Genomic DNA, 13,144 nt, shown 5'->3' on the forward strand with positions numbered 1-13,144 from the left:
ATCGAACCCGCTTCCGCACGCAAATATGTCCAATTCGCTGGCCAGTCGTACTCACTTGAAGCAAGATGGTGGTCACCCCAGGCCGGGGGCCTTTGGCTCGGATTACTCACGCAGGGGAGCAACATGGCCGAGCGGTGGCGGCGAATTCCCGACGGTCTTTCCATGGCAGTGATCGGTACGGCCAGTCGGCCGTCCGGCGGCGGGCCCGGTGCGGACGAGTTCGACCACGAACTGTTCGGGCTCTCCGAGGAGGAGGCCGAACAACTCCCGGCGCCGGACAAGCTGCTGATGACGGTCGCCTGGGAGGCGCTGGAGCACGCCGGACTTCCGCCGCTCCGCGTGTCGGAGGACCGTACGGCGGTCTTCGTCGGCGCGGACGGCCCCTCCGACGAGTGGCTGCTCCTCGGGTCCTACGGCGCACCCGTCGCCGTCTGCCCGTCCTCGGGGGCGGCGCTCCAGCTGGCGGCCGAAAGCCTGCGCGGGGAGAAGTGCCGTACGGCGCTGGCCGCCGTCAACGACCCGGCGGCCGGCGGCTGCGCGGTGGTCGTCCTCCGGGAGGCGGACGCCGCCCGCCGGGACGGCGACCGGGTGCTGGCCCTCGTGGAGAGCGCGCAGGAGCCCGGCAGCGGCGGGGCCGGGCCGGACCCCGGGCTCCTCCTCGACCTGGTCGGGGTGATCGCGGCCCGCGAGGAGCTGACGCTCACCCACCCCGACGGCCGCGTGCGCGTCGAGGCCGCTCCCGCCGAACCCCCCGCGCCGCAACGGGACTTCGAGCCGCTCGTCCTGTGCGCACTGTCGGGCACCTCGGCCGCCGGACTGCGGGCCGACGCCGAACGGCTGGCCGAACTGCTCGCCTCCCCCCGGCCGCCGCACCCGGCGGACATCGCCTGGACCCTCGCCCGGCACCGGGCGCACCTCCCCGAGCGGGCCGTCGTCGTGGCCCGTGAACGCGGCGAACTGGAGGCCGGACTGCGGGCCGTGGCCGCGGGCGCGTCGGCGCCGGGGGTGGTCACGGGCCGCGCCGTGTGGGCAGCCGCACGCAAGGCGGTCTGGGTGTTCTCCGGCGACGGCTCCCAATGGACCGGAATGGGCCGGGAGTTACTGGAGTGCGAGCCCGCCTTCGGCGCCTTCCTGACGGAGGTCGACCCGGTCTTCCGCGCCGAGGGCGGATACAGCCCGCTGGAGCTGCTGACCTCCTCGGACGTGGGCGCCGCCCGCGGCGGCCGGCTCCAGGGGCTGTGCTTCGCCATGCAGGCCGCGCTGTCCCGCGTATGGCTCGACCACGGCGTCGAACCCGCCGCCGTCATCGGGCACTCCGGCGGTGAGATCGCCGCCGCGGTGGCGGCGGGCGCCCTGTCGCCCGCCGACGGGGCCCTGCTGGTCTGCCGCCGCTCCGCGCTGCTGCCGCGCACGGCGGGCGCCGGCACCATGGCGCTGGTCGACCTGCCCCCGGCCGAGGTCGAGGCCGCCCTGCGGGACCGGACCGACGTGGTCGTCGGCATCCGGGCCTCGTCCCTCACGACCGTGATCTCCGGCGACGTGGACGCCGTCGAACAGCTCACCGCGGCATGGGCGGCGCAGGGCAGGTTCGTCCGGACGGTGGCCACCGACATCGCCCCGCACAGCCCCCACATGGACCCGCTCCTCGACGAGGTACGGGCGGCGCTGGCCGGACTCGCCCCCCGCCCGCCCCGGGTCCCCCTGTACTCCACCGTGCTCGACGACCCGCGCACCACCGCGCTGCGCGACGCGCAGTACTGGGCCGGGAACCTGCGCAACACCGTGCGCTTCGACGTCGCGGTCGCGGCCGCCGCCGAGGACGGGCACCGGATCTTCCTGGAGATCTCCGGCCATCCGCTGGTGACCCAGGCCATGCAGGAGACACTCGGCGCGCACGGCGTCGACGACGCCGTGGTGCTCCCCACACTGCTGCGCAACCGCCCCGAGCAGTCGACCGTCTTCACCCACCTCGGTGCCCTGCACTGCCACGGCGCGGCCGTCGACCTCACGGCACGGCACCCCGGCGGCCGCCTGGTCGACCTGCCCGCCCGTGCCTGGCGGCGCCCGGCAGCCGACGGCCCGGACGGGACGCGGCAGCCGGACGGACCCGAGCGGCGGACCGACTGGCAGCTGCTGCCCCCCGACGAGCTGCGCCAGGCGCTGACGGACCTGGTCCGCGATCTGGTGGCCGCCCAACTCGGCCTGAAACCGGCAGAGCTGGACAACCGGCGGCCCCTGGCCGAACACGGCATGGAGTCCGTCGCCTCGCTGGCGATCAGGCGTCGTCTCGCCGAACACCTCGGCCTCCCGCTCCCGGCCACGCTGCTGTGGAACCACCCCACCGTCGACGAGGTCGTGCCCGCCCTCGCCGCACGCCTGGACCGGTCCGCCGCGCCGGAGCCCGCACCGGCCGAGGACACCGCCGGCCCGTCGGGCTTCGAACTGCTCCTGAGTGACATAGAGAGCGACGGAGACGCCCTGTGACCATCAGCCAACGACTGTCCGCGCTCACCGCGCAGCAGCGCGAGACCCTTGCCGAACGGCTCGGCGCGGCGGCCGGGACCGTCGCCGCCGAACCCGTCGCGGTGATCGGCATCGGCTGCCGGCTGCCCGGCGGCGTCGCCTCGCCGGACGACCTGTGGCAGCTGCTGGCCGAGGGGCGCGACGTCGTGGCACCGGTGCCCGAGGGGCGGCGCACCCCCGGCGACGGCACCGACGCGCTGGACGCACAGGTGCGCGAGCGGCTGCACCGGGGCGGATTCCTCGACGACGTGGCCCACTTCGACGCCGAGTTCTTCGGCATCTCACCGCGCGAGGCGGAGGCCATGGACCCCCAGCAGCGGCTGCTGCTGGAGGTGGCGTGGGAGACGCTGGAACACGCGGGCACCGTCCCGGCACGCCTGGCCGGCAGCCGTACCGGCGTGTTCGTCGGCGCCTACTACAACGAGTACCTGCAACGCGGCCTCGCCGACTCCGAGACCCTGGACGCCTACACCCTGACCGGCGGCCTGCACAGCGTCCTGGCCGGCCGGCTGTCCTACGTCCTCGATCTGCGCGGCCCCTGCCTGGCCGTGGACAGCGCCTGCTCGTCCTCCCTCACGGCCGTCCATCTGGCCTGCCAGAGCCTGCGGTTGCGCGAGAGCGACACCGCGCTGGCCGGCGGGGTCAACCTCATCCTCGACGTCGGCATCAGCCGCTCTCTTGAGGAGTACGGGCTGCTCGCCCAGGGCGGCCGGTGCCGCACCTTCGACGCCGGTGCCGACGGGATCGTCCGCACCGAGGGCTGCGCCCTGGTCCTGCTCAAACGGCTCTCCGACGCACTGCGCGACCAGGACCGCGTGCTCGCCGTCGTACGCGGCAGCGCCGTCAACCAGGACGGCCGCTCCAACGGACTCACCGCGCCCTCCGGAACGGCCCAGCGCGACCTGCTGCGCGACGCCCTCACCCGCTCCGGCGTCGACCCCGCCCACGTCGGCATGATCGAGACGCACGGCACCGGCACCGCACTCGGCGACCCCATCGAGGTGGAGGCGCTGGCCGAGGTGTACGGGGCCGGGCAGTCGGGTCGCTGCGCCCTCGGCGCGGTCAAGACCAACCTCGGCCACTCCGAGGCGGTCTCCGGCGTCACCGGCCTGATCAAGACGGTGCTGGCCGTCGGGCGGGGCGTCGTGCCGCGCAACCTCCACTTCACCGAGCTCAACCCGAACATCTCCCTCGACGGCACCCGCCTGTTCGTGCCCACCGAGGACACCGCGTGGCCGGTCGAGGGCCCGCCGCGGCTGGCGGCCGTGTCGGCCTTCGGCATGGGCGGCACCAACGCACACCTCCTCGTCGAGCAGGCGCCCGCACCCCGGAAGGCCCCGCCCGCGCCCACGGCCACGGCCACCGCGGACGCTCCGCTGCTGTTCCCGCTGTCCGGCGCCACCGACGCACACCTGCGCGGCGCCGCCCGGCGGCTGGCCGAATGGCTCACCGGGCCCGGCGCGGACACCCCCCTGACGGACGTCGGCCACACCCTCGCCCTGCGCCGCGCCCACCACGCCGCCCGGCTGACCGTCGTGGCCGGGGACCGGCCCGCCCTGCTGGACCGGCTGCACCGCTTCCTGGCAGGCGAGATCGCCTCCGGCAACAGCGAGGGCACGGTGTCCCGGGCCGCCGACCGGGGCGTTGTGTGGGTGTTCTCCGGCCACGGCTCGCAGTGGACCGGCATGGGCGCCGAACTGCTCGCGCACGACCCGGCGTTCGCCCGCGTCGTCGACGAACTCGACCCCGTCTACGCCGAGGAGACCGGCACCTCCCTGCGGGCGGCGCTGCGCGAGGACCTGCGCACGGCTCCCGCCGACCGGGTCCAGCCCCTGCTCTTCGCCCTCCAGGTCGCCCTGGCCGAGGTCTGGCGGGCGCACGGCGTCCGGCCGTCCGCGGTGATCGGCCACTCCATGGGCGAGATCGCCGCCGCCGTCGTCGCCGGGGCACTGACCCGCACCGACGGCGCCCGGCTGATCTGCCGCAGGTCACTGCTGCTGCGGGCGGTGGCCGGACACGGCGCGATGGCCGCGCTGGATCTCGACGCCGACGCCACCGAACGGCTGCTCGCCGGACGCGAAGGACTGTCGGCCGCCATCCTCGCCGCACCCGACTCCACCGTGGTCTCCGGACCGCCGGACGCCGTGGACGCCCTGGTCGCCGACGCGACGGCCGCCGGGATCAACGTACGCAGACTCGCCTCCGACGTGGCCTTCCACAGCCCGGCCATGGACCCGCTGTGCGCACAACTGCGGGACGCGATCGCCGAGTTGCCGTGGAGCGAGCCCGACCTTCCCTTCTACAGCAGCACCTACGGCGGCGGCCGGCACACCGGCCCGCTGGACACCGGCCACTGGGTGGCCAACCTGCGCAACCCCGTCCGGTTCGGCGCCGCCGTCGCCGCTGCGGCGGCCGACGGCCACCGGCTGTTCGCCGAGATCTCGCCGCACCCGGTCGTCGCCCGCACCCTGCGGCGCACACTGGACTCGGCGGGCGCCGACGACGCCGTGGTCGTCGCCTCGCTCCGCCGCGACGAACCGCAACGCGCCACCCTGCTGGAGCAGTTGGGCACCCTGCACTGCCACGGAGTGGAGCTCGACTGGACCCGGGTCCATCCGCACGGCGGACCGACCGGCCTGCCCACCACGGCCTTCCAGCGCCGCCGGCACTGGCGGGCCGGCGTCCCTGCGGGAGCCGTGGCGCAGCGACGCACCGCAGACGGGCCGTTGGGCGTCCCGGCCGAACTCGCCGCCTTCCCCGACGCCCGCGTATGGGAGCGGCCGGCCGGCCCCACCACCCCAGTGGACCACGACGCCTGCCTGGAGAACGCCTGGGCCGCCGCCCGGGCCACCGGACTCGACCCGTCCGGCATCACCGACTTCGCCCTGCGGGACACGCCCCCCGCGGGAGCCGTGATCCGGCTGCAGACCACCGTGCGGCGCACCGGCCCGCTCACCGCCGAGTGGCGGCTGCACTGGCGCGCACAGGACGGCACCTGGCACCTCCTCGCCGACGCCGAACTGGCCGAGGACGGGCGCGGCGGCGTGCCCGCCGACTGGGTCTACCGCACGGAGTGGCGGGCCCGCCCGCTGCCCGAAGGCCGCGACCGCGCCCCCGGCCGGTGGCTCGTCGTCGACGGCGCGGGCCTCGGCGACAGCGTCCGCGACCTCGTAGAGTCCCGCGGCGGCACGGCCGTCTCCGTACCCGCGGGCGACCTCCTCGACCTGCCGCCCCAGGAGCTGGCACAGCGGCTGCCCGCACTCGACGCCGTCGACCACGTCCTGTACTGCGCCGCCCTCGACACCCCGCCGGACGAGCCCGAGTCGCCGGTGTGGGCACGCCGGCTCACCGTGGGCCTGCTGCGGCTGGCCCGCCTGCTCGCCGTCCGGGGACACGGCCGCCCCCGGCTGCACCTGGTCACCCGCTACGCGCAGACCGTCGGCGACGAACCCCGCGTGGCCCCCGCCCAGGCGGTCCTGTGGGGCCTGGGCCGGGGACTCGCCGTCGAACTCACCGAGGTCTGGGGCGGCCTGACCGACCTCGACGACACCGACCCGGCCGAAGCGGCCCGGCTGCTGCTCGCCGAGGCCACCCGATCCGACGGCGAGGACCAGGTCGCCTTCCGCGCCGGCCGGCGCCACGTCACCCGCCTCGTCCGCGGCAAACTCGACGACGGCCCGAGCGGCACGCTGGGCCCCGACGGCTGCCACCTGGTCGTCGGCGCGAGCGGCTCCATCGGGCCCAGCCTGATCGACCGCCTGGCCACCCTGGGCGCCCGCCACCTCGTACTGCTCACCCGGCGGGAACTGACCGGACCCGCCGCCGACACCGCAGCCCGCCTGCGGGCCGGGGGAACGGCGGTCACCGAGGTCAGGGCCGACGTGGCCGACGGGACCGCCATGACCGCGCTGTTCGCCCGCTTCGGGGCCGATCTGCCCCCGCTGCACGGCGTCTTCAACGCGGCGATGGCCGGCGGCTACACCGAGCTGGCCGACCTCACGGACGAGGACATCGCGCTGATGCTCCGGCCGAAGGTCGACGGCTCCGTCCTGCTGCACCGGCTGTCCGCGGGCCACGAGGTACGGCACTTCGTGCTGTTCTCCTCCACGGCGGCCCTGCTCGGCGCCCGCGGACTGACCCACTACGCCGCCGCCAACTACTTCCTGGACTCCCTCGCCCGGCACCGCCGTGCCCTGGGACAGCCGGCCCTGGTGATCGACTGGGGCATCTGGGGAGAGGCGTTCGGGCAGGTCCACTACAGCGACCTGATGGCCGCCTCCGGCCTGCGCCCCATGCCCGACACCACCGCCGTCCGCGCCCTGGACTCCCTCCTGTTCGACGACGGCACGCACGCCGTCATCGCCGCCGTCGACTGGCCGGTCCTCGCCGACGCCTACCGCTCCCGCATCGCCCTGCACCTGATCGACGAGGTCGCACCCGAACGCAAGCCCACGCACCGACCGTCGGCACCCGGCCAGGAGGCCGCCCGCGTGCTCGCCGCCACCGGCGCCGCCCGGGCCCGGCTGCTCCAGGAGTTCGTCCGGGCCACCGTGGCCGGCCTGCTCGGCTTCGACTCGCCGAGCAGGCTCGGCACCGACCAGCGGTTCTTCCAGATCGGCATGGACTCCCTGACCGCGAGCCGGACCCAGGCCCAGCTCGCCCGCGACCTCGGCCACGACATCCCCGCCGCCGCGGTCTTCAACTACCCGACGGTCGAAGCACTGACGGAGTACCTCCTGGAGGAACTCACCGACGACCCGGCCGAGATCGCCACCCCCGGCACCACACCCCCCGAGACCGCTCCCGCGGCGCAGGACACCCCCGCCGAGGACCTCTCGGAGGACGAACTCATCCGCCGCCTCACGGAAAGACTGGGTCCCCTGTGACGGGTACGGACAACCACGAGGGAGACCGGCGAGCCGTCCTCCAGCGCGCACTGGAGACCATCGACCAGTTGGAGCGCAGGGCGCTCAAGGCCGAGGGACGGCTCACCGAGCCGGTCGCGGTCATCGGCATCGGCTGCCGGCTGCCCGGCGGCGTCGACGGCCCCGACGCCTACTGGCGGCTGCTCGCCGAGGGCCGCGACGCCGTCGTCGAGGTCCCGGCGGCCCGCTGGGACGCCGCCGCGTTCCTGTGCGACGACTTCACCGTGCCCGGCACGATCCGGTCCGCGAGCGGGGGCTTCCTCACGCACTGGGAACCGGAGTCGTTCGACGCGGCGTTCTTCGGCATCACCCCGCGCGAGGCCGACGCCATGGACCCGCAGCAGCGGCTGCTCATGGAAGTGACCTGGGAGGCGCTCGAACATGCCGGGCTGCCCGCCGACCGGCTGCACGGCACCCGCGGCGGCGTCTTCGTCGGCATCACCCTGCACGAGTACGGCGTACGGCACTTCGGCGCGCTCGCCCCGCAGGACGTGGACGCCTACACGGTCACCGGCAGCGTGCACAACCCGGCGGCCGGGCGCATCGCCTACCACTTGGGGCTCCAGGGACCGGCCCTCGCGGTCGACACCGCCTGCTCCTCCTCGCTGACGGCCGTCCACCTGGCCTGCCAGAGCCTGCGCACCGGCGACGCCGACCTGGCCCTGGCCGCCGGCACCAATCTGATGCTGATGCCCGAGTCGAGCATCTCCCTGTCCCGCTTCGGCACGCTCTCCCCGGACGGCCGCTGCAAGGCCTACGACGCCTCCGCCGACGGCCTCGGCCGCGGCGAGGGCTGCGGCGTCGTCGTCCTCAAGCGGCTGGCCGACGCCGAACGCGACGGGGACCGGGTGCTCGCCGTGGTCCGCGGCACCGTGGTCAACCAGGACGGCGCCAGCAGCGGCCTGACCGTGCCCAACGGACTTGCCCAACGCGCCGCGATCCGGGCCGCGTTGGAGCGGTCCGGCCTCTCCCCGCACGACATCGACTACATCGAGGGCCACGGCACCGGAACCCCGCTCGGCGACCCCATCGAACTGGAGGCGCTGGCCGACGTGTTCGTCCCGGACCGGGACCCCGACCACCCCCTGGTCGTCGGCTCGGTCAAGACCAACATCGGGCACACCGAGGCGGCCGCCGGGGTGGCCGGCCTGATCAAGACGGTCCTGGCGCTGCGCCACCGCCGTATCCCCGCCCACCTCCACCTGGCGGAGAAGACCCCGAGGATCAGCGAGCGGGCGGCCCGCATCGCCCTCGCCGGCGACGGCCTGCCCTGGCCGGAGCGGGACAGGCCGGGCCGGGCCGGCGTCAGCGCCTTCGGGATCAGCGGTACGAACGCCCATGTCGTCGTCGAGGAGGCCGCGGTACCCGAGGAGGCGCGGCCCGCCGAGAAGGACGGGCCCTGGCTGTGCCAGCTCTCCGGCGCCGACGCCCGCGGCCTGCGGGCCAACGCCGGGCGCCTCGCCGAATGGCTCGCCGACCACGGCGACGTACCACTGGCGGACATCGCGCACACCCTTGGGCGGCGCCGCACCCACCTGGACGTGCGGGCCGCACTGGTCGCCGACACCGCCGACGGCCTGCGCGAGAGCCTGACCGCGCTGGCCGACGAGGAACGGGCCGGGACCCGCGTCCTGCCGTCGGCCGGCGCCGGAGCGGTCTGGGTCTTCTCCGGCCAGGGCTCCCAGTGGACCGGCATGGGCCGCGAACTGCTCGCCGCCGAACCGGAGTTCGCCGCCGTCATCGACACCCTCGAACCCGTCGTGCGGGCCGAGACCGGCATCGGACTGCGGGAGCTGATCACCGAACGGGACCTGAGCCGGGCCCCGATGCAGCACGTCCAGCCCGCCGTGTTCGCCCTCCAGGTCGGCCTCGCCGCCGTATGGCGCTCGCGCGGCCTGGAACCCGCCGCGGTCCTCGGCCACTCCATGGGCGAGGCGGCCGCGGCCGTGGTCAGCGGAGCGCTCGGCCTTGAGGACGGCGCCCGGGTCATCTGCCGCCGCTCCCGGCTGTTCGGCGAGCGCTCCGGGGGCGGAATGATCGCGCTGGTCGAACTCCCCGCCGACGAGGTCGAGGAACGGCTGGCCGGCATCGAGGGAGTGACGGTCGCCGTGAGCGCGTCGCCGCGCTCCACCGTGGTGGGTGGCGTTGCCGAGGACGTGATGCCGCTGGTCGAGCAGTGGCGGGCCGAGGGCCTGCTGGCCCGCCCGGTCCCCGGCGTCACCGTCGCCGCCCACACCCCGCACGTCGACCCGCTGCTGCCCGAGCTCCGCGACCTGCTCGCCGACCTCGCCCCGGCCGAGCCCCGCACCACCTTCTACTCCACCGCCCTGCCCGACCCCCGCACCACCCCCGCCTGCGACGCCGACTACTGGGTCGCGAACATGCGCAACCCGGTGCGCTTCAGCCAGACCGTCGCGGCCGCCGCCGAGGACGGCTTCCGGGTCTTCGTCGAGGTCTCCCCGCACCCGGTCGTCACCCACTCCATCGGCGAGACGCTCCAGGACGCCGGAATCGACGACCTCCTCGTCACCGGCTGCCTGCGCCGCGGCGAACCGGCCCGGCACGCACTGCTGTCCGCACTCGGCGTCCTGCACAGCCACGGCGTACCGGTGGACCTCGAACGCCTGCACCCCTACGGCGAGTTGACGGACCTGCCCGCCTACGCCTGGCAGCACGAGCGGTTCTGGTTCGACACCTTCGACGAAAGCGGTGGCGCGGCGGCGGAACCGGGCACGCACCCGCTGCTCGGCAGCCATGTCGTCGTCCCGGGCTCACCCGTCCAGCACCTGTGGCAGACACAGCTGTCCGAACGACGGCTGCCCTGGCTCGCCGACCACCAGGTCGCCGGCAGCGTCGTCGTGCCCGGCACCGCCTACTGCGAGGCGGCCCTCGCCGCCGCGAGCGAGGCCCTCGGGGCACCGCCCGACACCGTCGAACTGCACGACATCGCCTACCGGGCGCTGCTCGTCGTCGACGGCACGGTCACCGTCAGCACCGTCCTGACCGAAGAGGGGCCCGGCACCGGCCGGATCGAGATCCGCACCCGCGACCACACCGGCGCCTGGGTCACCCACGCCACCGCCGGGGCCCGGGTCGCCGCGGACACCGAACGCCCGCCGCCGCAGGACGTGGCCGCACTGGAGTCCCGGCACCCGCGCCCGCTGGAGCCGGAGCGGCTCTACGCGTGGATGCGCGCCGCCGGACAGCAGCACGGCCCCGCCTTCCAGGGCGTGCGGTCCGTCCGCCTCGGCGACGACGGAACCGGCGCCGCGCTGGGCCGGATCGACGTACCGCAACAGGCCGCGGTCGGGCTGCGCCAGGCACATCTGCACCCCGTCCTGCTCGACCTGTGCATGCAGCTCCTCGGCGCCGTGCCCGCCGCCGAGCCGCCCACGGACGACGGGCCCGGCGCCCTCCTGCCGGTCGCCGTCCGCTCACTGCGCCGCTGGGCCGACCCCGCCGACGGACACCTGGTCGTCAGCCGGCTGACCCCGGTCGCGGACGGCGCCGGGCTCCTCGGGGACGTCGAACTCCTCGACGACGAGGGCCGCGTGCTGGTCTCCGCCCGGGGAGTCGAGGTCACCGACGTGTCCCGGGCCGCCGACCGGCATCCGCTGGACGACCGCATGTACGAGCTGACCTGGGAGCCCGCGCCCCCGCTCGCGCCCGCCTCCCGGCCGGCCGGCGGCAGCTGGCTCCTGGTCACCGAGCCCGGCAGCATCCCGCTCGCCGAACATCTGCGCAGCGGTCTCACCGCGGCCGGTGAGACCTGCCTGCTGCTGGACTCGGCGGCCGGGCCGGAATCCCTCACCGGCGCACTGGCCGCCGTGGGGGCGGCGCCGAGGGGGGTCGTGGTGCTGATGCCCCCACAGGACGACATCCCCACCGTTGTGGAGAGCGCCCGGCTCCGAGTCCTCCGTCTGGCCGAGCTGGTCAACGGCCTGGACTCCGCCCTGGAAGAGGCCGGGGACCGCCCGCGGCTGTGGGTCGTGACCTGCGGGGCGCACGCGGTGCGGCCCGGGGACCCCGTGGCGCTCGCGCAGAGCGGGCTGCGGGGCCTGGCCAGGACGCTCGGCTTCGAACACCCCGCGCTGCGCACGACGTTGCTCGACCTCGACCCGCGCGGCGCCGACCCGGACGCCCTGCTCCAGGAACTGCTCGGCGACCCCGGGCAGGACGACATCGTCCACCGCGACGGGCAGCGCCACCTCACGCGCTTCACACCCGCCCCGCTGCACGACCCCGACCGCCCGCCGCCGCGCCGCACCGCCCGCTACGGCCAGGACGGCTTCCGGCTGGCCACCCGCAGGCCCGGCCGCCTCGACGCGCTGGAGCTACGGGCCTTCGACCGCCGCCCGCCGGGGCCCGGCGAGGTGGAGATCCAGGTCGCGGCCGCCGGACTCAACTTCAGCGACACGCTCAAGGCGCTCGGCGTCTACCCCGTCCGCGCCGGTGAACCCGAGCCGCTGCTGGGCACCGAGTGCGCCGGGCGGGTCAGCGCGGTCGGCCCGGACGTGACGGACTTCGCGGCCGGGGACCTGGTCGTCGCCTCCGGCTGGGGCTGCTTCGCCTCGTTCATGACCACCCGCGCCCACCTCGTCACCCGGCTCCCCGAGGGCATGACCCCGGAGCAGGCGGCCACCGTGCCCTCGGTGTTCGGCACGGCCTGGTACGGGCTGCGGCACATCGCGCGCATCGCGGCCGGAGACCATGTCCTCGTCCACTCCGCGACCGGCGGCGTCGGCATGGCCGCGATCGCCATCGCCCGGGCCGCGGGAGCGGAGGTGCACGCCACCGCCGGCACCCCGGAGAAGCGCCGGCTGCTGCGGGACATGGGCATACGGCATGTGTCGGACTCGCGCAGCCTCGACTGGGCGGACGACGTGCTGGCCGCCACGGACGGCCGCGGCGCGGACATCGTGCTGAACTCGCTGACCGGCCCGGCGCTGCGCCGCGGCGTCGAGATCCTGGCCGAGCACGGCCGGTTCGTCGAGCTCGGCAAGCGCGACATCCACGACGACATGCGCCTCGGACTGCTCTCCTTCAGCCGCGGCATCACCTTCGGCGCGGTCGACGCCGACCTGCTCGCCCGCACCCGCCCCGCCGTGTTCCGGCAGGTCCTCGACGAGGTCTTCGCGGAGCTCGCGGCGGGCCGCCTCGCCCCGCTGCCGTACACGCGGTGGCCGCTGGAGGAGGCCGCCGAAGCCTTCCGCACGATGGCGGGCGCCGAGCACACCGGCAAGCTCGTCATCACCGTCCCCGAGACGGGGGAGGCCCAGGTCACCACCCCCGAGGCCGCCGTGCCCGTGGTCCGCGAGGACGGCGGCTACATCGTCACCGGCGGACTGACCGGACTCGGCCTGCACACCGCCGGGCATCTGGTGGACCTCGGGGCGCGCTGCGTGGTGCTCAACGGCCGCTCGGCGCCCACCGATCGGGCCGAGGAGGCCATCGAGCGGATGCGCGGGGCCGGGGCGGAGGTGGTCGTCGTCCGCGGGGACATCGCCGCACCGGACACCGCGGAGCGGCTCGTCGACGCGGTCGAGCGCACCGGCGCCACCCTGCGCGGGGTGGTCCACGCGGCGGTGGTGCTGGACGACTGCGCGCTGGCCGGCCTGGACGCCGAACGGCTGGAACGGGTCTGGCGCCCCAAGGCACTCGGGGCATGGCGACTGCACGAGGCCACCGAGGGCCGG

The 13,144-nt window shown here is 75.3% G+C and carries 3 protein-coding genes (1 of these 3 cut by a window edge); all 3 read left to right on the plus strand.

All coding sequences use genetic code 11. The features are described 5' to 3' along the window. Tightly spaced (each overlapping or abutting the next), the 3 genes in view from AB0Q90_RS29820 to AB0Q90_RS29830 form a layout consistent with a single transcriptional unit that may run on beyond the window. Positions 1-2,484, plus strand: a complete 2,484-nt coding sequence (locus AB0Q90_RS29820) for an acyltransferase domain-containing protein (protein ID WP_363158700.1) — start codon at positions 1-3, stop codon at positions 2,482-2,484. After that, positions 2,481-7,409: a type I polyketide synthase gene (locus tag AB0Q90_RS29825; RefSeq protein WP_363158575.1), complete on the plus strand. Its 4,929-nt coding sequence runs from the start codon at positions 2,481-2,483 to the stop codon at positions 7,407-7,409. Before AB0Q90_RS29820 ends, AB0Q90_RS29825 begins: the two co-directional genes overlap by 4 nt. Continuing rightward, positions 7,406-13,144, plus strand: the 5' portion of a protein-coding gene (locus tag AB0Q90_RS29830) for a type I polyketide synthase (protein ID WP_363158574.1). It continues 819 nt past the right edge of the window; the window shows 5,739 of its 6,558 coding nt (coding positions 1-5,739); its start codon is at positions 7,406-7,408; its stop codon lies off the right edge, out of view. Before AB0Q90_RS29825 ends, AB0Q90_RS29830 begins: the two co-directional genes overlap by 4 nt.

This window comes from Streptomyces sp. NPDC079141, from assembly GCF_040686775.1.
In the GTDB taxonomy this organism is placed as follows: domain Bacteria; phylum Actinomycetota; class Actinomycetes; order Streptomycetales; family Streptomycetaceae; genus Streptomyces.